The sequence below is a fragment of the Thiomonas sp. UBA7699 genome (assembly GCF_002482605.1).
In the GTDB taxonomy this organism is placed as follows: Bacteria; Pseudomonadota; Gammaproteobacteria; order Burkholderiales; family Burkholderiaceae_C; genus Thiomonas; species Thiomonas arsenitoxydans.
Map to the genome: position 1 here is coordinate 39,562 of NZ_DLGH01000017.1, position 20,641 is coordinate 60,202.

Sequence of the window (20,641 nt, forward strand, 5' to 3'; positions counted from 1 at the left end):
GCTTTGGGAAGCGCTTCAGTGCGGCCAGCACATCAGATGCTCGGGGCGCAGATGCGCCACCACGGGCGCGCCCGCACGCAGGCCGTGGTGGGCAATCAGCCGCAGCGGGGCGCGCAGCCACAGCCGGGCGTCGCCGCAGCGCATGGCCAAAGTCGCGCTCGCGCCCTGAACCACCAGGTGCTCGATCTGGCCTGAGACCGGGTTTTCCAGATCGGCGGACTGGCCCGGTTTGAGCGGGGGCAGACGCACCTCGTCGGGCGACACGGCCCAGTCCACCAAGCCGCCGATCTCGCTCGACGCCATCAAGGGCGCCCACAGCGGCAGCCCGCCTTCTTCCCACTGCAACAGCGTTAATCCGCGCTCAACCGCGTGGCGCAGCACGCGCGCGGTAAAGCGGTTGCGCACGCCCAGCAGCGCCGCAGCCGCCTGATTGGCCGGATGCGCGAACACCTCGGCAGGCGGCCCCTGTTGAATGACCTGCCGACCCGAGAGCAGCACCACCCAGTCCGACATGGCCGCCAGGCTGGCATCGTGCGTGGCGGCCAGCGCCGGCATGGAGAGCTGGTGCATGCGCGACACCAGCTCGGCCATGATGTCGTCGCGGGTGCTGGCATCGAGCGCCGAAGTGGGCTCGTCGAGCAACAGCACCTGCGGCTGCCGCGCCAGCGCCCGGGCCAGCGCCACGCGCTGCTGCTGTCCGCCCGAAAGCTGGGCGGGGCGCAGCTCGGTCTGTTGCGCCAGCCCGACCGACTGCAACAACTTGACGGCCGCCTGCCGCTGAGAGCCCAGCGCCCCGCCCAGCGCATAGGCCACGTTCTCCCAGGCGCGCAAATGCGGAAACAGCGCATACCCCTGCGGCAGATAGCCCACGGGCCGGCGCTGCGGCGGCAGGGCGCAGAAAGGCGGGCCCTGGCTGGGAATGAGCCCCGCCAGCGCCTTCAGCACCGTGGACTTGCCTTCGCCGCTGGAGCCGAGCAGAGCGGTGAAGCCGTGCACCTCGAAATCGACATCGAGCGTGATCGGCTGGCGGATCTGGATATTGACGTGCAGGCTGGCGGGCGAGGGCATGATGTCCGGCAGGGGGTTCAGGCAAGGCTCAGGCAAGGTTCAGCCACCGCGCGGCCCGCGCCGCGACAGCGCGCCGAGCAGCAGGGGCAAGGGCAGGCCGATGAGAAAGAACAGCCAGAGCAGCGGGTACACCGCGGGCAGGCCGGTGTCTTGCAGGTTGACCCACAACTTCACCGGAATGCCCTGCGGGTAATACGCCACGATCAGCACAATGCCGAACTCACCCAATGCCCGCACCCAGGCCAGCGCCACCCCGGCGGCCAGACCCAGCCCAGAAAGCGGCACGGTAATGCGCCAGAAGGTGCGCCAGGGCGACTGCCCCAGGGTGAGCGAAATCTGCTCTAGCTCGCGCGGCACCCCCTCAAACGCCGAGCGCGCGGCGACGATGAAATACGGCGCGCTGCCATACACCTGCGCCAGCAAAAAGGCCGAGGGCGTGTTGGTGAGACTGAGGCCGAGATGATTCAGCGGCTGGCCGATCCAGCTGTATGGCCCGTAACTCATCGACAGCAACAGGCCCATGGCCAGCGGCGGCGTGAGCAGCGGCAGCAGCACCAGCATCTCCATGATCCACTTGCCGCGAAAGTCGTGCCGCGCCAGCCACCAGGCCACCGGCGTGGCGAACATCACCACGAGGGCCACGGCGATCAGGCTGTAGCTCACCGACACCCAGAGCGAGCCCAGGTCGCCTTGCTGCAGATGCAGCGTCTGCCACGGCGTACTGATGAACAGCCCGGCAAAGGGCAGACTGAGAAACAGCAGCCCGGCCAGCCCGGCGCCCGCCACGATCCACGCGCGGCGCGCGGGCGCCTGCTTGGCGTGCGGCGCAAAGAACGGGGCTGCGGCGGTGTCCAGCGGGGTCAGGGTCATGCCGTCATTGTCGTCGCAGCCCGAGGCTCAGAGATCGAGTCAATGAGCCGTTCAATGAGCCGGATGGAGATCGCCGCCCTTGGGAGCGCTATAGCCGTATTGTTTGAACATCGCCTGGCCCCCTGCGCTGGTCATCAACTTGACGAAAGCCGCGCCCGCCTTGGGGTTGGGCGCGTTTTTCAGCACCGCGGCATAAAACACCAGCGGCTGGGTAGACAAGGTGTCGGTCTTGGCGTTGGGGAGCTTGATGTCGAAGTGCACCTTGCTGTACCACTTTTCGATCATGGCGGGATCGCTGAGATTGATCTCTCCGGGCAGCTTGATGTAGGGCAGCTTGTGCGAAATCACCGCGCTCAAATAGCCCGAAGTGGCGTCGAGCTGGCCCGACTCCAGGCGCGAGAGCAGCGAGGGCTCGGTGAAAATTTGCTGCTCGTTTTCGACCTTGCCCAGAATTTTGTCGGCCAGTCCCGGCTGCTTGTAAAACTCTTGCGCCAGCAGCATGGTGAACACGATATTGCGGCCCTGCGGGTCGGTTTTCGGGTCGGTGCGGCCAAAGCGCAGGCCCGGTTTTTCGAGCACTTCGTACCAGGGCATCTTCCCGGCGGCAGCGGCCTTGAAGTCGGCGGCGAACTTGCTCTTGTCGCTGTAGGCAATCACCATCTGCGTGCTGGCCACCGGCACGGCGGTGTCGATCAGTCCGGCTTTTTGCAGCACCTCGATGGGGCCAGGAGTGATGGAGACGAACACATCGGGGTTGATCTGCTTGGCCGCGATCAGGTGCGCCAGGCCGAACGCTCCGGCGCCCTGACCCTGATACTGCACCTTGTCCTGCTTGGCGATGGCCGGGCCGAGCGCCTTGTCCATCAAGGCGCCCATCGAGCCGGCATAGGCCACCGACAAAACCGGCTCGGCCGCCGAGGCGACCGTCATGCCGCCCAGGCCAATGGCGGTTGCGAGGGAGAGTTTCAACAGAATACGACGATGCATCAATGGCTCCTTGGTAGATATTCGAGAACAGGCGGATCGAGCGCAACTGTGCGCTCAACGCGATGTTTAGAGAAATATAACGAAGTGGGCCGAAGCGCAGTGTTTTCAGGTGTAAACGCAGCGCGGCCGCGGACTCAGACCAGGCCGGTTCAGCCGGATTCGCCAGACTGGCGTTCGCGCAATTGTTCGGCCACGCCCTGCATGGCGCGATCCATCAGACCCTGCGCTTCCAGCGGCAGGATGAGGCCCTGCGCGGCCATGCGCTCCAGCGCGCGGCGGGTCATGGAATGCGCCCGGCCGCCCACCTTGCTGGAGAACATATAAAACAGCCCTTGCGGACTGCGCCAGGTCAGTTGCGCCCGCGCGTTGCGCCCCTGAATCTGCAACTGCACCCAGGTGCCGATGTCGAGCGAGGCGATCAGCCCCGCCACTTCGGAGGGCGAGAGCAGCGCAGGCTCGCCCGGCGGCACGCTGACTGGGCCTTGCTGCGAATCGGCCACCTCAGCCGCGATGGGTTGCGACTCGGCGGGCACGTCGCTGGCTTCGATCAGCCCGCTGGTGAGTTTTTCTTCGTTGCGCACCAGCGCTTCGGGCATGGCGGCGGCCGCCGCCGCATTGGTCTGCGGGTGCAGCAGCCGTGACCATTCGCGCTGCAGCAGCAGGGCGTCGTCGCGCGAGGTGGCCTGCTGCGCCTCGCCCTGACCGCGTATGGCCTGCGCCTGCGCGTCCATCAGCCATGACATGAACTCCTGGCGCTTGTCGGCAGGCAAGGAAATCAGGTCGAGACCTTGGCCCAGCCGTTGCACCAGCGTAGGCAGAAGTTTGAGTAGCGCCTTTCGATCGGCTTCGGCGGTCTTGGGCTGCACGCTCCAGATCAGATCGCTGGCGGTCTGCTTGTAGGTCTGGGTGACCTCGGCGTCTTCCCCAAAGCGCAGCACGGATTCGGCCAACACCGTGGACCAGTGCTCGAGCATGAACTCGCGCAACTGGGGATGGGTGTGCAGCCGGGCGAACACTTCGTGCAGATGCCGATACAGCGCGCCGTGCAGCAGGCTGCGGAACTCGGCGCGGCGCAGGGCATCGACCGCATCGGCCTGTTGCTGCTCCACCGCGGCGGCGCTCTCGGCGATGTGACGCTGCAGATCGGCGAGTTGTTGCTCGAACACCGTGGCGTCGTCTTCCTCGGCGTTGACCACGGCTTCCACCATGCGCGACAGAAACGGCAGGAAGCGCTGGGCCGCGGGCTCTTCCACGCTGGAAAAACCCGCGCTGTATTCGGCCACGCGGTTGAGCAGCTTGCGCGTCGGGTGGTTGCGCGAGGAAAACAGGCTGGCGTCGCGCAGACCCAGACGCAGCACCGGGATTTGCAGCCGCGCCAACTGAGCTTTGACCGCAGGCAGCAGCTTGGGGTCGGCCAGGATGTGATCGAACAGCAGCGAGACCACGTCGATGGTGAGCCGCTCCAGCGGCCGGTTGGCGACCTCGTAGAGGCTTTGCCGATGCTGCTCGATGAGGTTCACCGTCGCCGCGGAAGCGGCGGGCTCGTCGCGCCAGTTCACCTCGCGCAGCCCCAGGCGGTCGGTCAGCAGCAGACGGTCGAGCGCATCGCGCAACTGCGGGTTCAGGCCATATGCCTGACCGAACACCGAGGGGCCGAAGCCCGAAGCCGCAGGGCCCGTCGGGCCGGTGGGGCCGAAGCCGGAGGGTGCAAAGCCGCTTTGGCCACCGTCCGGCGCGCCCGAAGGCGCCGTGGCGAAACGCCCGGCGAGCAATTGCTGCAAGGCTTCCAGATGCAGCTCCGCGCCGGTTTGCGCGGCGTTGACCAGCGCCTGCTCGTCCACCGCTGTGGCGGCGGCGCTGCGTGCGGGCGCGCGGCGCTGCTGACGGTATTGCGCGGGCTCGACCTGCAGCTCGGCCAGACGCTTGTTGTAGAGCGAGTAAGTGTCTTTGAGTGCGGCCGACATGCCCTTGCCGAAAGCTCGCAGCAGCCCCAGGCGCTCTTCCGCGTCGAGATCGACCACGCCGAGCGCGTGGTGCAGCGATTTGCTGAACACCTCGGGCCGCAGCGGGTTGGTCTGCGGCGCGGCGTGTTCGCCCGCGCGCAGGCTGTCGAGCCGCGCGCCCAGATCGCGCACCTCCCACTGGGCTTCGGATTCGAGCATGTGCGTGAGGCGCGAGACTTCCACCCCTTCTTCGAGATCGGATTCATCGACCAGACTGAGCGCCTCGAGCTGCAGTTCTCGCGGCGTGACCGGCTTCTGGCCGAGAATTTCTTCGTCGAGCACTTGATGAAAGCGGTCGACGAAGGCCTGGATCAGTCGGCCTTCGTTCTGCCGCAGCGCGTGACTCATGTCGGAGAACTGCTGCCGATCCCGCCCGTTGCCCGCCGCTTCGGCCTGCTGTTCCAGCGCCTCGATGACCTGGCGCACGACCGAGCGCATCAACTCGTCCGAGCGGGCAATGGCGTCATCGATGCAGGACTGGAAAATTTCGGAAGGCAACATGGGCTGTCAGACGGTTTTGCCCTGCGAAAACGGGCATTTTTCACACTGTAAACCGAATTGTCATGCGCTTTCCTGCTTTTCTCCTTGACAGGGTTTCATCTGCCCGCTGTGCGTTGCAGCTTCACGCCAACTTCATAGCCTCGAGGCTATGCGCCTCAAGCGCAGTCGTGCGCGCAGCAGGTGCTGCGGGCGCTGGCCTTAACGTCTGCGGCAACGGCAGGCGGCGGGGCGATGCGGCCGTGCGTCTGCAATTCATGGCGCAGATCGCGTGCCGCCTGAACCATGTGCCGCAACGCCGCTTCGGTTTCCGGCCAGGCGCGGGTTTTGAGGCCGCAGTCCGGGTTGACCCAAAGTCGTTCGGGCGCGATGAGCTGCGCGGCGCGGCGCAGCAGTCGGGCCATGTCGGCCGCCGAAGGCACGCGGGGCGAATGAATGTCGTACACGCCGGGGCCGATGTCGTTCGGGTAGGCGAAGGCGCCGAAGCCGTCGAGCAGTTCCATATTCGAGCGCGAGGTTTCGATGGTGATGACGTCGGCGTCCATCGCCGCGATGGACGGCAGAATGTCGTTGAACTCCGAGTAGCACATATGGGTGTGAATCTGCGTGTCATCGCGCGCCACGCCAGCCGATACCCCAAACGCTCGCACCGCCCAGCTCAGGTATTGCGGCCAGTTGTCGCGCTTGAGCGGCAGGCCCTCGCGGAAGGCGGGTTCGTCGATCTGGATGATGGCGATGCCCGCGTTCTGCAGATCGCTCACCTCGTCGCGCACCGCCAGCGCGAGTTGCAGCGCCACCTGGTCGCGCGGCAGATCGTCGCGCACGAAGCTCCATTGCAACAGGGTGATCGGCCCGGTGAGCATGCCCTTGACCGGTCGCGGGGTGAGTGCCTGCGCGTGCCGCGCGGTATCCACCGTCATCGGCTCGGGCCGCCACACATCGCCCCAGATGATGGGCGGCTTGACGCAGCGCGAACCATAGCTCTGCACCCAGCCGCCCGCGCTGAAGGTGTAGCCCCAGAGCTGTTCGCCGAAAAATTCCACCATGTCGTTGCGTTCGGCCTCGCCATGCACCAGCACGTCCAGGCCGATGTCTTCCTGTTTGCGGATGACGGCGGCGATCTCTTCGCGCATTTTCTGCAGATAGTCGGTATGCCGCAGTTCGCCGCGGCGCCAGGCGGCGCGGGCAGCGCGAATTTCGGCGGTCTGCGGGAAGGAGCCGATGGTGGTCGTGGGCAGCGGCGGCAGGTTCAGTCGCGCGTGCTGCGCGGCGATGCGCTGGGCATAGGGCGCGCTGCGCCGGGCGTCGGTCTCGGTGAGCGCCTCCACGCGGCGGCGCACTTGCGGCAGGGTCACACGCGGACAATTGCGGCGCGACGCCAGCGCCTCGGCGTTGGCCCGCAGCGCGTCGCGCACGGCGTCTTCGCCCTGATCGAGCGCCGTGGCGAGCACGCGCAGTTCCTCGAGCTTCTCTTCCGCAAAGGCCAGCCAGGGACGCACTTCGGGGTTGATCCGCGCGCCCGCGCCGTGTTCTGCGGCCAGACTGACGGGCACATGCAGCAGCGAACAAGAAGGCGCGATCCACAGCCGCTCGCCCAGCGCGGCGTGCAGCGGCCGCAAGACGCGCAGCGAAGCGGCCAGGTCGCTGCGCCACACATTGCGACCGTCGATGATGCCCGCAGACAGCACCCACTGCGGCGGCAGCGCCTCGCGCCAGAGGTCGATCTGCTGCGGCGCGCGCACCAGATCGAGATGCACGCCATCGACCGGCAGACCCGCCAGCGTGGCCGGGGCGAAGCTGATCGACTCGAAGTAGGTGCTCAGCAGCAACTTGGGGCGCAGCGCCCCGGCCTGCGCGGGCAGCGCGGCGTAAAGCGTGGGCAGCAGGTCGCGCCAGGACGTGTCGAGATCAAGGGTGAGCGCGGGTTCGTCAAGCTGCACCCACTCCACCCCCAGCCCGGCCAGCCGGGCCAGCACCCGGGCGTAGGCGCGCGACAGCGCGGGCGCCAGGCTCAGGCGATCGAAACCGGGCTGATGCGATTTGGAGAGCCACAGAAAAGTGAGCGGCCCGATCAGCACCGGTTTGGGCGCATGTCCGGCCTCTTGCGCTTCGCGCACGCGGTCGAACAGCGCATCAAAACCGCCGTCAAAAGTCGTGGCGGAGTCGAGTTCGGGGACGAGGTAGTGATAGTTGGTGTCGAACCACTTGGTCATCTCCATCGCAGGCTGCGCCGCATTGCCGCGGGCCAGCGCGAAGTACTGCTCCAAACCGAGTGTGCGGGCATCGAAGCCGAAGCGCGCGGGCAGTGCGCCGAGCAGCGCGGCGGTATCGAGCATGTGGTCGTACAGGGCGAAGTCGCCGACTGCGGCAAAGCGCAATCCGGCATCTCGTTGCTTGGCCCAGTTCGCGGCTCGCAGTTGCGCCGCGGTGGCCTGCAGCTCAGAAACCGAGCTTTTGCCCTGCCAGAAATTTTCGAGGGCGAACTTCAGTTCGCGTTGCGGGCCGATGCGCGGATAGCCCAGGATGTGTGTGGTGGTCATGCCGTTACTCCAAGATGAATTGAATGCAGGCGGCAGTTTGCGCATCGGGATCAATTGAATCAAGCGACGAATTTTTAGGTTATGCTGAATTTCATTCAGCTTGTGCCTGCCATGCTCGAACTTCGCCATCTGCGCTCTCTTATCGCCATCGCCGAGACCGGTCGCATCAACGCCGCGGCCGAGGCCGTGCATCTCACGCCGTCGGCGCTGTCGCACCAGTTGCGCGCGCTGGAAAGTCACTACGGCATGCCGTTGTTGCTGCGCGACGTGCGCGGCCTGCGCTTCACCCCGGCGGGCGAGCGTCTGCTGGCGCTGGCGCGGCAGATGCGCGAAGCGCAGCAGGCCGCCGAGCACGATTTGCAGCGCATTCAGGGCGATACCCGCGGCACCCTGCGGGTGGTTCTCGAATGCCACACTTGCTTCGAATGGCTGATGCCGGTGCTCGACGCCTTTCGTCAGCGCTGGCCCGATGTCGAGGTCGATCTGGTCTCGGGTTTTCACCGCGACCCGCTCACGCTGCTGAGCAAGGACAAGGCCGATGTGGTGATCGGCGCGCTGCGCCCGCCCGGGCGGCAGTGGGCTTCGCTGCCGCTGTTTCGCTTCGAAATTCTGCTGGCGCTGCCACCTGGCCATGCCCTGTGTGCGAAGCGCAGCGTGCGCGCCGTCGATCTTCAGGGCGAGACGCTGATCACCTACCCCGCGCCGGATGAGCGTATCGACCTCATCCGCGAGGTGCTGCAGCCTGCGGGCATCAGCCTGCCGCGCCGCACGGCGGAACTCACCATCGCCATTCTGCAACTCGTCGCCAGCAGGCGTGGCGTCGCAGCGCTGCCCAACTGGGCGCTCAAACCCTCGCTGGACAGTGGTTATGTGCAGGCCCGTCGCATCGGTCCGCGCGGGCTGTGGAGCGAGTTGCACGCCACCGTGCCGCGAGACCTGGCGCAGCGGCCTTATGTGCGAGATCTGGTGGAAATGGCACGCCAGAGTGTTGCCACGCATCTCGACGGCGTGCAACTGCTGTGACCATGGCCGATCAGGGCGCCGGGGCAAACTGGGCGGAGCGGCAAGTTCAGCGCCAGCACCGCACAATCTATGCTGGTTTCAACCCCTGAAAACCCCTCGAAGGAGCTTCGAATGACCCATAAAACCCTCACCCTGCACACCGCCGACGGCCAGACCATCGGCGCCTATGTGGCCGAGCCCGCGGGCAAACCCAAGGGCGGCATCGTTGTCGTCCAGGAAATTTTTGGCGTCAATGCGCACATCCGCAGCGTGGCCGATGGCTATGCGGCGGCGGGCTATCTCGCCATTGCGCCGGCCGTTTTTGACAGTGTGGAGAAAAACGTCGAACTCGGCTACGACCAAGCCGGCATGGAAAAAGGCATCGCCCTGGTTTCCGCGCTGGGTTTCGACCGCGCTCACGCCTCGGTGCAGGCTGCAGCCAAGGCCGTGGCCGCTGCAGGCAAGGTCGGTGTGGTGGGCTACTGCTGGGGCGGCACCATTGCCTACCTCACGGCTATTCGTGATGGCCTTCCCGCAGTGAGCTATTACGGCGGCCGAAATGTGCAGCTGGTGGGCGAAAAAACCCAAACGCCGCTGCAGTTTCACTACGGCCTGCGCGATGCCCACATCTCAGAGGCCGATCGTGAGGCCGTGCGCGCGGCCAACCCTCAAGCCGAGTTCTATGTGTACGAAGCCGACCACGGTTTCAACTGCGACGCCCGCGCCAGCTTTGATGCAGCCGCTGCCCAACTGGCGCGCGAGCGGGCGCTGGCCTTTTTCGCCAAGCATGTCGGCTGAAAGGTTTACCGCAGGGCGTGCGCGATACTGACGGATTTGCGCGATCCATTCATGGCCCTGCACCGCATCCGCCGTATTTCCGCCCCTGCCGCTGAGTGTTGGCCGGCCGCGTTGCCCGCCGCGCGGCGCAGCGGCATCGAGAGCTGGCTGACCGATCCGGGCTCGCTCACCCAGCGTTTGCGGCGCAGCAGCGCACGCTTCGAGTTGCGGCTGCTGCGCCAAGGCCCGGCGCGCGCCCTGCGCGATGAATATCCGCTGCTCGGCCTGCCGCAAGGCCGCAAGGTCTGGCGCCGCGACGTGCTGCTGGTGGCCGATGGCGTGCCGCGGGTGTTGGGGCACAGCGTGTGCGCGCTGTCCGCGCTGCGCGGGCCGTGGCGGCTGCTGCGGCATCTGGGCGTCAAGCCGGTGGGCGATGCGGTATTCACGCGCCCGCAGACCCGGCGCAGCGCCATGCGGGTCAAGCGTTTGTCGGCGGCTCATCCCCTGCTGCGGCTGGCGCGCCGCAACGGGTGGGCCCGCGAAGACGCGCTGTGGTCGCGGCGTTCGTCCTTCGTTTACGGCGGCACGCCTCTCTGGGTGAGTGAGGTTTTTTTCCCGGGCTGAGATTGAGACCAAAGTCACAGACCCGCCCGCCGTAACGGTAAAACTCCTTGATTTTCCGGGAGGAATTTTGTGGAAATTGCGAACTGTCAAATATTTCAGGGCTTGAATTTATATACTCCGCCCTGTATTTGTAACGTCTTGCAACGCCAAGATTCTGAATGTCACGCGTTGCGCAATCTCCCCACCTTTTTCTCCCAGGAGAACCACCATGCTGGTCAACAACCTCCGAGAACGCTATTCACCGATGTACTTCCTCGCCGCACTGGGCGCCGGTGGGCTTGCGGTGTCGTTTTTTATCTATCCCATGTTCCTGCTGCCGCACCCGGATACGCCGATGGTGACGTTCAATCACCTATGGCCCGCGCTCACGGCCGGGGGTAATGCGCTCAATTCGGCGCTGATCGGGATCGATCTGGCGGCGATCATCCTGTTTGCCGTGCTGCATTTCTGGCTGCTGGCGTGGAATCTGCGCGAGTTCAAATTATTCCGCCAGACCGACGCCTACAAAAAGCTGCTGACCTCCAACGCCGAAATCAACCTCATGGCCGTGCCGCTGACCCTGGCGATGACCATCAACGTCGCCTTCCTCCTCGGCGCTGTGTTCGTGCCGAATTTGTGGAGCGTGGTGGAGTGGATGTATCCGGGCGCGATTGCCGCCTTCCTCGCCGTGGGCATCTATGCCCTGCGCATTCTCGGCGCCTACTTCACCCGGCTGTTCGTGCATGCGCAATTCGACTTCGCCGAGAACAACTCGCTGGCGCCGATGGTGTCGATTTTCGCTCTGGCGATGGTGGCCGTGGGCCTGGCTGCACCTGGCGCCATGAGCCATCACCGCGAGATCAACGCCATCGCCATGATGCTGTCGATCTTTTTCGCCAGTGCGGCCATTCTGTTGCTGCTCATCAAGATCGTGCTCGGGTTCGACGCCATTCTGCGCCACGGCATTCAGCCGCAGGCCGCGGGCAGTCTGTGGATTGTCATCCCCATTCTCACTCTGCTGGGCATCACCTGGATTCGCTGGTCCATGGGTCTGTCGCATCAATTCGGCAACATCAACCATCCGACGGATCTGCTGCTGTTCACCACGGTGGTCGTGTCGCTACAGGTGATCTTCGGCCTGATCGGCTATGCGGTGATGAAAAAGCTCAATTACTTTGCCGACTATGCCGGCGGCGCCAAATCCAACGCGGGCGCCTTCGCGCTGATCTGCCCCGGCGTGGCGTTTTTCGTGTTCGGCATGTTCTTCATCAGCTTCGGTCTGATGATTCCCAAGTTGGTGGGCGCGGGCTCATGGATGTATTACCTGCTCATGGCGCCCCTGATCGCCGTCCAACTCAAAACCATTCAGGTGTACTTCCGCCTGTTTGGCAAGATGCTGATCAAGCCGCGCCTGCAACTGGCGTCGGCCTGACGCCGCTCGGTAGGCAAAAAAGGACGCCGCGGCGTCCTTTTTTCATGCGGCAAAGACTGGTGGGCGCCAATGCCCCCAGGGGCGTTCCTGCTCCAGTTGAGTGGCCAGTTGAAACAGCAAGTCTTCACGCCCCCAGGCCGCCCCGAACTGCACGCCCACGGGCAAACCGTTGTCGTCCAGGGCCCATGGAACAGACATCGCCGGCGTGCCGGTGAGGTTGGCCAATTGGGTGAACGGGGTGCGGTGCAGATTGTCGAAGGCGAGTTGCTCCACCAGACCGCTGCGGCGCAACACCCCGCCGAGCCCGAACCGCAGAATCAGTTGCAACGCCGTGCGCTGCCACCTTGGCGCCGCCAGCTCGCCGATGCGAGCCGGAGGTTGTGCGCAGGTGGGTGTGAGGTAGAGATCGAAGCGCGTGAACAACTGGCCCAGCGCGCGCATCGGGCTGTTCCAGCGCGCACGCGCCAGGGCATAGTCGCCTGCCGCAAGGCCGCGTCCGATCAACCCCAGAGCCTGGGTGTCCGTCTCGAAAGCCGAAGCGGGCACGCCCTGCTGCTGCCACCAGGTCAACTGCGCCGCCACCTGTCCGAAGTACATCGTCAGGTAATCGCGCGCCAGTTGCATGCCGTCGCCCACGGGGTCGATCCATTCGACGTGATGCCCCAGCGATTGCAGCAATTGCCCGCAATCCGAAGCGGCGCGCGACCAAGCCACATCGACCGCGCCGCCGATGGGCGAAGCCGTGCTCAGTGCAATGCGCAGCCGTTGTGTCGGCGCCTGCAGCTCCTGCGAAAAGGGCCGGGCCGGCGGCTGGACGATGAACGGATCGCCCGGCTCCGGGCCTGCGATGACATCGAGTAGGGCCGCACTGTCGCGTACCGTGCGGGAAATCGCATGGGTGCTGACGGCTCCTTCCCACTGCTCATCGAACTGAGGCGCACAACTCACCCGCCCACGCGAAGGTTTGAGCCCGAACAAACCGCAATAAGCCGCCGGAATACGGATCGACCCTCCGCCGTCTCCCGCAGCCGCCGCCGGCACAATACCCGCAGCCACCGCAGCCGCGGCACCCCCAGAAGAGCCGCCGGGCGTGTGGTCGAGATTCCACGGATTGCGCGTCGGCCCAAACGCCACCGGCTCGGTGATGGCCTTCAAGCCCAGCTCCGGCGTATTGGTCTTGCCGAAAATCAACAGCCCGGCCTGCTCCCACCGCCGCACGACCGCGTCGGTCTGCGCCACTGGTCTGCGGGCCAACGCAGCATTGCCCTGGCTGGTACCGTACCTAGCCAGATCCATGCTCAGGTCCTTGAGCAGAAACGGAACACCCGCAAACGGGGCGTCCCCGGTGCGCGCGTGCTTCAACCCGGCTTTGGCGTGCTCGCGCAAATCTGCGATGACGGCATTGATTCGCGGATTGATCGCATCACAGCGCGCGATTGCGCTTTGCAAGACCTCCGCAGCATCACACTCGCCACGGCGGATACTCTCAGCAAGATCCAGGGCATCCGGAATGTGAGACGGAATGGCAGATGGATTTTGAGTCGACATGTCGTGCTCAATGAAAGCACATCCAGCGGGAAACAAAAAGGCCTCCCGATGAGGGGAGGCCCTCAGCGCTCTTTAGGCGGGAGATTTGGCACAAAATTTGGCATAAAAAACAAAGCCCCGCGGGTTAGGCGGGGCTAAGTTGTTGAATCCACTTGGTGGCCAGGGGCAGAATCGAACTGCCGACACGCGGATTTTCAGTCCGCTGCTCTACCAACTGAGCTACCTGGCCAAAATTTCAGAAACTGCCAGCGCAAAAGCGATTTTTCGGAGCGCTACATTTCCGAAAAACGAACATCCTAGCAAAATTTTTCAGGGCACTCGCAATGTCCGGCTCGTGGCGGCCTATTCGGCGGAGGGGTCTAGATGCGCAGTGGCTTCGTCTTCCTGGACGGACGAGGGTTCATTTCTGTTGCGCGAACCGCGGCCGAGATCGACTCCGAGTTGTTTGATCTTGCGATAGAGGTGTGTGCGTTCGAGCCCGGTTTTTTCGGCTACGCGGGTCATGCTGCCGTTTTCGCGTGTGAGGTGAAATTCGAAATAGGCGCGTTCGAATTCATCGCGCGCTTCGCGCAAGGGGCGGTCCAGCAGGAAGGCGCGTTCTGCGGGCAGGGCCACGGGTTGCTGCGCCTGCACGGCGTTGACGCCGGGCATGACCGCGAGCGGTGAAGCGGGGTTGACGCCGCTGGCGCTGCGGGCCACAGGTTTGGTGAGCGCTTGCGAGACGGATTGCAGGAGCTTCTGCAGGGCAATGGGCTTTTCGAGAAAGGCCATGGCGCCGATGCGCGTGGCTTCTACGGCGTGGTCGATGGTGCCGTGACCGGACATCATGATGACCGGCATGGTGAGCTGTCCGCTGCTGGACCATTCTTTGAGCAGGGTGACGCCGTCGGTATCGGGCATCCAGATATCGAGCAGCACGAGGTCGGGCCGGGCCTGGGCGCGCAGCTGTCGGGCCTGCGCGGCGTTTTCGGCCAGCGATACGGTGTGCCCTTCGTCATTGAGAATTTCCGAGAGCAGCTCCCGAATTCCCATCTCATCGTCAACTACCAAAATACTTGCCATACCGACTCACTCTCATGCTTGCCGCTGGGGCGCATCCACAGAATGTTGTTGCGCCAGCCCAGGGAATATAAGTGAAACGCGCGCGCCGCAAACCGACCCCTCTGACTGCAGGTTCTGAATCTCGATGCGGGCGTGGTGTTCCTCTGCGATTTTTTTCACCACGGCCAGACCCAGACCGGTGCCACGCGGCTTGCTGGTGACATAGGGCTCGAAGGCGCGGTTGAGGATTTTGTCGCTGAATCCGGGGCCGTTGTCGCTCACGCTCAGACGCACGCGCAGGGCGGCGCCAGACGGCGTCGGCAGGGCCTCGGTACGGATGCGCACCTTGCGCTGTGGCTGTGCGGCGACCGCATCAATGGCGTTTTGCAGCAGGTTGTGAATGACCTGCCGCAGCTGCGTGGCGTTGCCGAGAATGTGGGGCAGATCGGCAGCCAGGTCGGCCCTTACCTGCGGCTTTTCTTCGGGGCTGGCGCCATCGTGTGCGGGCAGGCTGGTGTAGAGATTGAGCACGTCTTGGATGAGTGCGTTGAGGTTCATGGCCTCGGGTTTGCCGGCCGGCAGACGCGCGTAGTCGCGGAAGTCGTTGACCATGTGCTGCATGGCCTGGACCTGGTTGACGATCGTGGTGGTGCTGCGTTGGAGCATGTCGCGATCGGCGCCTTCGAGTTTGGCGGCCAGCTTCATCTGCAGGCGTTCGGCCGAGAGCTGGATGGGCGTGAGCGGGTTCTTGATTTCGTGCGCCAGTCGCCTGGCGACTTCGGCCCAGGCGAGCGAGCGCTGTGCGGAGATGACCTCGGAGATGTCGTCGAACACAACGACCGATGCGGGCTGTCCGGGCAAGGCCAGCCGGGCGCCCCGGGCCAGCAAGGTGATGGTGGCGTCGCTGCCCGGCAGCGGGTACTCGATCTGCTGCAGCCAGTGCGGGCTGGGTCCGGCATTGTCTTGTTCGTCGAGCGAAGTAAAGGCATCGGCGATGGTCTGCGCCAGGGCCTGCAGGCTGGGGTGCTGATTCAGCGGCTGCCCGATCAGGCCTTGCAGTGGCGCGCGCAGCAGCCGGGTGGCGCTGGGGTTGGCCAGGGCTAGCCGCTGATCGCTGCCCAGGACGAGCACGCCCGTGCTGAGGTTGTCGAGCACGCTTTGCAGATAAGCGCGCGACGCTTCCAGTGCGTCGTGATTGAACTGCACCTGCGCCCGGGCTTCGGCGAGCTGGTTGGTCATGGCATTGAACGAGCGCACCAGCACGCCGAGCTCGTCATTGCGCTGGAAGTTGGGCTTCTGCCGCAGGTCCCCTTCGGCCACGGCCTTCATGCCGTCGGCCAGCAGCAGCAGCGGCTTGGCCAACTGGTTGCCCAGCACCACAGCCAGCAGCACCGCCAGGAACACGGCGAGAAACAGCGTGAGCGTGAGCGTGGAGATGTACATGCGCTTCAGGCCCTCACGGCCCAGGGCGCGCTCCTGATATTCGCCATACGCGCGCTGCACTTCGAGGGCGCTGCTGGAGATGGCTTGCGGCACGTTCTGGATGAGTTGCAGATAGCGCCCATGCCCGGGCAGGACGAAATGGCGCGTGGGCAGGCTGATCACCACCCGCAGCTTCAGCGTTTGTGGGGTCTGACTGGCGCCGTCGTCGCCGCCTTCGATGTCTGCAATGGAGCCCATGGTGCGCAGCTGCCGCATGCTGTTCGGGCCGGGCAGATCGGGCACCAGCGAGAACGGGTTTCCGCCCGCGGTGACGAGCACCGTGCCATTGCCATCGAACACGGTGATCTGTTGCAGCCCGAGTTGCTGCCGTAGCTGCTCCATCGAGAGCGGAGACAGCAGGGTCGGGTCGTCGGCGATCTGTACCGACAGGTTGCGGGCCTTGGACTGCAGATCGTTCTGCAGCACATTGAGCGTGGTACGCCCCAGGTTCAGGCCCGCACTGAGCGCGCCCTCCACCTTGACGTCGAACCAGGTCTCGATACTGCGGGCGACGAATTGGTAAGACACGGTGTAGATCACCACCCCGGGCAGCACGCCGACCAAGGCGAACACCGCGGCGAGTTTGAACAGCAGACGGCTGCCGAAGCGCCGTTTGTGCAGACGCCAGCCCAGCCGCAGACCGAGTGCCAGCACGACCAGCAGCAACACCCCCGCCACGACAAAATTGATCCAGTACAGCCAGGCAAAGAATGGGCTGGGCTGCCCAGTGTTGTCGGTTGATACCGCCAGCAGAAAAACCAGGAACACCGCCAGCGGCAGGCCCAGCGCCAGCGCCATGCGCGTGGCCCAGCGCGAGGTGCGACTGTCCCAGGCATTACTGCTCGGCCGGGTCATGGCGTCCACACGAAGGGTTGCGGCGGAAAGGTGGCTTCGATTTTCCAGTCCGACTGAGAAGAGACATTGAGCTGAAACGGTCGCGGCAACTGCGACAGATCGAGCTTGAACCGCGCATCGAGTTGGTAGGTCTGACCGGCCGTGAGCTGCGAGGGTTCGGCCACGCGCAGGTGCCGGGTGCGTTGCACCACGCCCAGCGCCTCGTCGAGGCTGTCATAGTTCTGCTGCAGACCGCCCACGGAAACGCGGTAGCGCTGCAGCAGCGGCTGATAGGCCAGTCGCACTTCACGCCGGGCCTGAGCGATGTCCTCGTTGAACCAGTACCAACGCGGGCGCACCACCGTGACCACGGTCTCGAAATAAAGCGCAATGCCGCGGTGAAGCACGTCTTCGAGGCTGCGCGGCAAGGCGAATACGGCGGCCGTGGTGACAAACAAGCCCTCCGGGCTCATGGTCAGCATGAGCGGCTCGGTATCGACCGTGGTGGCCTGGGCTCGCGAGAACAGGCTGACGCCTGCGGCCAGCGCCAGGCCATTGCGCAGCAGCTTGCGGCGCATGGGGTCGGGGGAGGCGGGGCGGGTTTTCACGATGCTTTGGTGAACAGGGCGTAGAAGAACCCGTCTTGCGAATGAATCGCAGCGCCAGGGCCGGGTTCATCCCCGGTCTGATCGGGCGCGGGTTCCTGCGGCAACAACTGCCCCGGCGCGGGCGATGCTATCGCATCGGCATAGCGGGCGAGGAAGGCCCGGGCCTGCTCCACCCCCTCCTGCGGGAACACCGAGCAGGTGACATAAAGCAGTTTTCCGCCAGGCCGCAGCAGCGGCCAGAGCGCGTCGAGCAGCGCGGCTTGCGTGGCCGCGAGCGCGGGGATGTCGGCGGCACGGCGCAGCCAGCGGATGTCGGGGTGGCGGCGGGCGATGCCCGAGGCGCTGCAGGGCGCGTCGAGCAGAATGCGGTCGAAGGGCTGTCCGTCCCACCAGGTGGCTGGATGGGCGGCGTCGGCGGCGAGGGTGCGCGCCTGTAGGCCGAGGCGGTCTAGGGTGTCTTCCACCCGACGCAAACGCTGAGCGTCTTTGTCGAGGGCGAGCAGGTCGCAATCGCAGCGTTCGAGCAGATGCGCGGTCTTGCCGCCCGGCGCGGCGCAGGCGTCGAGCACGCGCTGGCCCGGCTGGACGTCGAGCAGCGCGGCGGCGTATTGCGCGGCGGCGTCTTGCACGCTCACCCAGCCGCGCTCGAAGCCGGGCAGGCGCTCAACCGCCACCGCCTGCTTCAGAATGAGCGCTTGGTCGAGCAGGGGGTCGTCAGGCGCCGTGCACGGCAGCCCGCACGCAGCGAGCGCGGCCTGATAGGCGGTGCGCGACTGAAGACGGGGGTTCACCCGCAGGGTCATGGCAGGCTGTCGCTGCGCGACCTCGAGCACGCTTTGCCAGTCGGCGGGATAGGCCGACTGCAGGGCCTGCACCCACCAGTCCGGATGATTCCATCTCGCCTCCAGGGTGCTCATTCGCACCGCTTCGATGTCGGCTGTCCGGCTCACAAAGCGCCGCAGCAAGGCGTTGGCAAACCCTTGGGCATGGCGCAGCGAAGGCGTGCGCTTGCATGCTTCGACAGCCTGATTGACCACGGTGTGTGCGGCGTAGTGCGCGGGGGCATCCGGCAGCAGCAGCGCCAACGCGGTCTGCAAGACATCGCGCAGCAGGGGCGGGTGGATCGGCTTGGGCTGCAGATCGGCCAGCAAGGCCCGCGCTGTGCCGAGATGGCGCAAGACGGCAAAGCTCAGCGCCTGCGCGGCGCCGCGCTGGCTGGCATCCCACTTGCCGCGTGTTGCGGCCTGGGGCAAGGCGGTGGAAAGTGAAGCGCCCGCCTTTACCGCGCCAATCAATTGCGCGCAAGCGATCAGATCGCGCCACAAGGGGCGCTGGGCGGACGGAACGGTGGGTTGAGAAGGGGAGGTCACCGGCACATTATCGGTGCAGCCTCCCGCTGGATGAGCCGTTTGAACGGCGAAGGCTCAAGGGCAGATGTAGGCGTAGCCCTCACGGTATTGCAGATTGGCGGCCTCGGCCACGCCGGAAGGCACGATGGTGGCATCGAGCAGCACGCGATCTTTAGGGATTTTGCGCGAGGTCAGGGTGTTGTTGCACACGCGGAACGACACGCCCTGCGCCGCGAGGCCGCCGACCAAGCCGGAAAAGTCGGCGCCCTTTCCATCTTCTGCGCCGCTCAGCATGAAGTCGATGCCCGCGCCGTTTCCGACGACCACGATTTTCGCCGTGGGGTCTGCCGCCAGATGGTTGCGTACATTGCCTAGGCAGCGCGAGCCTTGTGCGTCGCCCTGTGTGACGTGATAGACGACTTTCACGGGGCCTTCCTTGTCTGCGCGGCCTTGCGCGCGCGCGGTGGTGCTGACCATGAGTGCCGCGGCGCCAACGGTTGCCGCAGCCAGTGCCTTGCGGCGATTGGGGGTGTTCTCCATTTGTCTCCTCCTTGGGATGGTTGTCGCGTTGCGCTCTGATGGCGTTGCCGCGAAAAAAGATAGGGCCGACTTCAAATCGACTTTGTCATGATGCCTGCGAACCACGCACCGCACAATCCGGGCAAGCACAGACCCTGCGGCGCGTGGGTGTGTGATCAGGACAAGGTGTCGCGCCAGATATTGGTGGCCCACGCCTCGGCGTAGTGCGACTCGACGTCGGACAGCCCTGCCGAGATGCCGCCTGAACCGGGAACGGTGAGATAGGTCTTTTCCTTCTCGTTGTACTGGTGCACCGTGGCGACGTGAATCGCCCGGTCGAAGCTCACCATGCTGTAGCAGGTGTTCATCACCACCGGATGGTCGTTGACCGGCTGGTCGTAAAGCATGGACACAATGGCCGCGGCGGCGACCTTGGCGTGCTGGTTGGCCATGTGGCCCGACTTGGGCATCAGCGGCGAGATCTGGATGGAGTCGCCGAGCACGTGGATGTCTTTGTGTACCGACGATTCGAAAGTTTTATAGTCCACCGCGCACCAGCGGCCGTTCATATTGGCCAGGCCGGTTCGCTGCGCGATGACCCCCGCACGCTGCTGCGGAATGACGTTGAGCACGTCGGCCTTGACCGGGTTGTCCACTTCGAACTCGACTTCCATCGTCTGCGCGTTCACCCCCACCACGTTGCGGTCGGGCACGTACTCCACCATGCCCGCATACATCTCGGCCCAGGCTTTTTTGAACAGCGGCTCCTTCGATTGCACCTTGTCGTTGGCGTCGAAAATGATGACCTTGGACTTGGGTTTGTGCTTTTTGAAGTAGGCGGCCACCAGCGTGGCGCGCTCGTAAGGGCCGGGCGGGCAGCGGTAGGGGGCCTTGGGCACCGAGATGGCGAACACCCCGCCGTCGCGCATGGACTCGATCTGCTGGCGCAGCGCCACGGTTTCCGGGCCCGCCTTCATGGAAATGAGCAGTTTGCCCGCTTCATTCGCGGCTTTCAGGCCCTTGACTGTATCGAACATCAGATCGATGCCGGGCGAGACCACGAGCTTGTCGTACTTCAGCGTGTCGCCGTTGGCGAGCTTGACGGTGTGGGCGGCAGGGTCGATGCTTTCCACCATGCTCTTGACCCATTTCACGCCGTGGCGGTCGCGCAGCGCGTCGTAGGAGGTGGTGATGTCCTGCATCGACTTGGCGCCGGCGATGACCAGATTGGAAACAGGGCAGGAGATGAAGGCATCGCCCGGATCGACCACCGTCACCTCGATGGCGTTGCCCGACCAGTCACGGATGTATTTGGCCGCAGTCGAGCCGCCATAACCGGCGCCGACGATGACGACCTTGCCTTTGCCCGCGGCGCTGCGGGTGGTGCTGGCGCAGCCCGACAGCGCGGGTGCGAGACCGATGGCGCCCACAGTGGCGGCGCCTGCCAGGAATTTGCGACGGGATTGCATGGCGTGTGCGT

At 65.0% G+C, this 20,641-nt stretch carries 16 protein-coding genes and 1 tRNA gene; 4 read left to right on the plus strand and 13 right to left on the minus strand.

Annotated features, from left to right (window positions below; translation table 11 throughout):
• Positions 1–15: 15 nt before the first annotated feature.
• The 5 genes from B3H47_RS06915 to metE form a co-directional block, all read right to left on the minus strand.
• Positions 16–1,068: an ABC transporter ATP-binding protein gene (locus B3H47_RS06915; RefSeq protein ID WP_156053666.1), complete on the minus strand. Its 1,053-nt coding sequence runs from the start codon at positions 1,066–1,068 to the stop codon at positions 16–18.
• Between the two features lie 39 nt (positions 1,069–1,107).
• Positions 1,108–1,938, minus strand: a complete 831-nt coding sequence (locus B3H47_RS06920; protein WP_156053665.1) for an ABC transporter permease — start codon at positions 1,936–1,938, stop codon at positions 1,108–1,110.
• A 51-nt stretch (positions 1,939–1,989) separates the two neighbouring features.
• The gene (locus B3H47_RS06925) at positions 1,990–2,925 is read right to left on the minus strand and encodes an extracellular solute-binding protein (protein WP_286986573.1); all 936 of its coding nucleotides are present in this window, start codon (positions 2,923–2,925) and stop codon (positions 1,990–1,992) included.
• 149 nt (positions 2,926–3,074) lie between these two features.
• Positions 3,075–5,429 (minus strand): DUF1631 family protein, encoded by a 2,355-nt coding sequence (locus tag B3H47_RS06930; protein ID WP_286730517.1) that lies wholly within the window; start codon positions 5,427–5,429, stop codon positions 3,075–3,077.
• Between the two features lie 155 nt (positions 5,430–5,584).
• The gene (metE, locus tag B3H47_RS06935; RefSeq protein ID WP_286730516.1) at positions 5,585–7,966 is read right to left on the minus strand and encodes a 5-methyltetrahydropteroyltriglutamate--homocysteine S-methyltransferase; all 2,382 of its coding nucleotides are present in this window, start codon (positions 7,964–7,966) and stop codon (positions 5,585–5,587) included.
• A 111-nt stretch (positions 7,967–8,077) separates the two neighbouring features.
• On the opposite strand from metE, the gene B3H47_RS06940 reads away from it, so the two are divergent.
• From B3H47_RS06940 to B3H47_RS06955, 4 genes are all read left to right on the plus strand, one after another.
• Positions 8,078–8,989 (plus strand): LysR family transcriptional regulator, encoded by a 912-nt coding sequence (locus B3H47_RS06940; RefSeq protein ID WP_286730515.1) that lies wholly within the window; start codon positions 8,078–8,080, stop codon positions 8,987–8,989.
• Between the two features lie 111 nt (positions 8,990–9,100).
• Positions 9,101–9,766, plus strand: coding sequence for a dienelactone hydrolase family protein (locus tag B3H47_RS06945; protein ID WP_013124372.1), 666 nt, complete (start codon positions 9,101–9,103; stop codon positions 9,764–9,766).
• A 51-nt stretch (positions 9,767–9,817) separates the two neighbouring features.
• Entirely contained in the window at positions 9,818–10,369 is a 552-nt protein-coding gene (locus tag B3H47_RS06950; protein WP_286730512.1) for a chorismate--pyruvate lyase family protein, read from the plus strand.
• Between the two features lie 208 nt (positions 10,370–10,577).
• Positions 10,578–11,780, plus strand: coding sequence for a TsoY family (seleno)protein (locus B3H47_RS06955; RefSeq protein ID WP_286986574.1), 1,203 nt, complete (start codon positions 10,578–10,580; stop codon positions 11,778–11,780).
• A 42-nt stretch (positions 11,781–11,822) separates the two neighbouring features.
• On the opposite strand, the gene B3H47_RS06960 is transcribed toward B3H47_RS06955, so the two are convergent.
• From B3H47_RS06960 to B3H47_RS06995, 8 genes are all read right to left on the minus strand, one after another.
• Entirely contained in the window at positions 11,823–13,328 is a 1,506-nt protein-coding gene (locus tag B3H47_RS06960; RefSeq protein WP_286986575.1) for an amidase, read from the minus strand.
• Positions 13,329–13,481: 153 nt separating this feature from the next.
• Positions 13,482–13,557: transfer RNA gene (locus tag B3H47_RS06965), tRNA-Phe, on the minus strand.
• 113 nt (positions 13,558–13,670) lie between these two features.
• The gene (locus B3H47_RS06970) at positions 13,671–14,390 is read right to left on the minus strand and encodes a response regulator (RefSeq protein ID WP_286730507.1); all 720 of its coding nucleotides are present in this window, start codon (positions 14,388–14,390) and stop codon (positions 13,671–13,673) included.
• A 12-nt stretch (positions 14,391–14,402) separates the two neighbouring features.
• Entirely contained in the window at positions 14,403–16,706 is a 2,304-nt protein-coding gene (locus B3H47_RS06975) for a sensor histidine kinase (protein ID WP_286730505.1), read from the minus strand.
• Positions 16,703–17,293 (minus strand): DUF4390 domain-containing protein, encoded by a 591-nt coding sequence (locus B3H47_RS06980; protein WP_286986576.1) that lies wholly within the window; start codon positions 17,291–17,293, stop codon positions 16,703–16,705. The genes B3H47_RS06975 and B3H47_RS06980 overlap by 4 nt, the downstream gene beginning before the upstream one ends.
• Positions 17,290–18,669 carry a 16S rRNA (cytosine(967)-C(5))-methyltransferase RsmB gene (gene rsmB, locus B3H47_RS06985; protein WP_013107304.1) on the minus strand — a complete coding sequence of 460 codons (1,380 nt, stop codon included), beginning with the start codon at positions 18,667–18,669 and terminating at the stop codon, positions 17,290–17,292. The genes B3H47_RS06980 and rsmB overlap by 4 nt, the downstream gene beginning before the upstream one ends.
• Before the next feature lie 48 nt (positions 18,670–18,717).
• Complete coding sequence (locus tag B3H47_RS06990; protein ID WP_286986577.1) at positions 18,718–19,182, minus strand: DsrE family protein; 465 nt, start codon at positions 19,180–19,182, stop codon at positions 18,718–18,720.
• Between the two features lie 155 nt (positions 19,183–19,337).
• The gene (locus B3H47_RS06995) at positions 19,338–20,630 is read right to left on the minus strand and encodes an NAD(P)/FAD-dependent oxidoreductase (protein WP_286730501.1); all 1,293 of its coding nucleotides are present in this window, start codon (positions 20,628–20,630) and stop codon (positions 19,338–19,340) included.
• Positions 20,631–20,641: the final 11 nt, after the last annotated feature.

Coding starts and splice junctions, on each gene's coding strand:
- B3H47_RS06970 (WP_286730507.1), bottom strand. CDS start 14,390: ATGGCAAGTATTTTGGTAGTTGACGATGAGATGGGAATTCGGGAGCTG.
- B3H47_RS06915 (WP_156053666.1), bottom strand. CDS start 1,068: ATGCCCTCGCCCGCCAGCCTGCACGTCAATATCCAGATCCGCCAGCCG.
- B3H47_RS06995 (WP_286730501.1), bottom strand. CDS start 20,630: ATGCAATCCCGTCGCAAATTCCTGGCAGGCGCCGCCACTGTGGGCGCC.
- B3H47_RS06975 (WP_286730505.1), bottom strand. CDS start 16,706: ATGACCCGGCCGAGCAGTAATGCCTGGGACAGTCGCACCTCGCGCTGG.
- metE (WP_286730516.1), bottom strand. CDS start 7,966: ATGACCACCACACACATCCTGGGCTATCCGCGCATCGGCCCGCAACGC.
- B3H47_RS06940 (WP_286730515.1), top strand. CDS start 8,078: ATGCTCGAACTTCGCCATCTGCGCTCTCTTATCGCCATCGCCGAGACC.
- B3H47_RS06925 (WP_286986573.1), bottom strand. CDS start 2,925: ATGCATCGTCGTATTCTGTTGAAACTCTCCCTCGCAACCGCCATTGGC.
- B3H47_RS06945 (WP_013124372.1), top strand. CDS start 9,101: ATGACCCATAAAACCCTCACCCTGCACACCGCCGACGGCCAGACCATC.
- B3H47_RS06930 (WP_286730517.1), bottom strand. CDS start 5,429: ATGTTGCCTTCCGAAATTTTCCAGTCCTGCATCGATGACGCCATTGCC.
- B3H47_RS06960 (WP_286986575.1), bottom strand. CDS start 13,328: ATGTCGACTCAAAATCCATCTGCCATTCCGTCTCACATTCCGGATGCC.
- B3H47_RS06990 (WP_286986577.1), bottom strand. CDS start 19,182: ATGGAGAACACCCCCAATCGCCGCAAGGCACTGGCTGCGGCAACCGTT.
- B3H47_RS06955 (WP_286986574.1), top strand. CDS start 10,578: ATGCTGGTCAACAACCTCCGAGAACGCTATTCACCGATGTACTTCCTC.
- B3H47_RS06920 (WP_156053665.1), bottom strand. CDS start 1,938: ATGACCCTGACCCCGCTGGACACCGCCGCAGCCCCGTTCTTTGCGCCG.
- B3H47_RS06950 (WP_286730512.1), top strand. CDS start 9,818: ATGGCCCTGCACCGCATCCGCCGTATTTCCGCCCCTGCCGCTGAGTGT.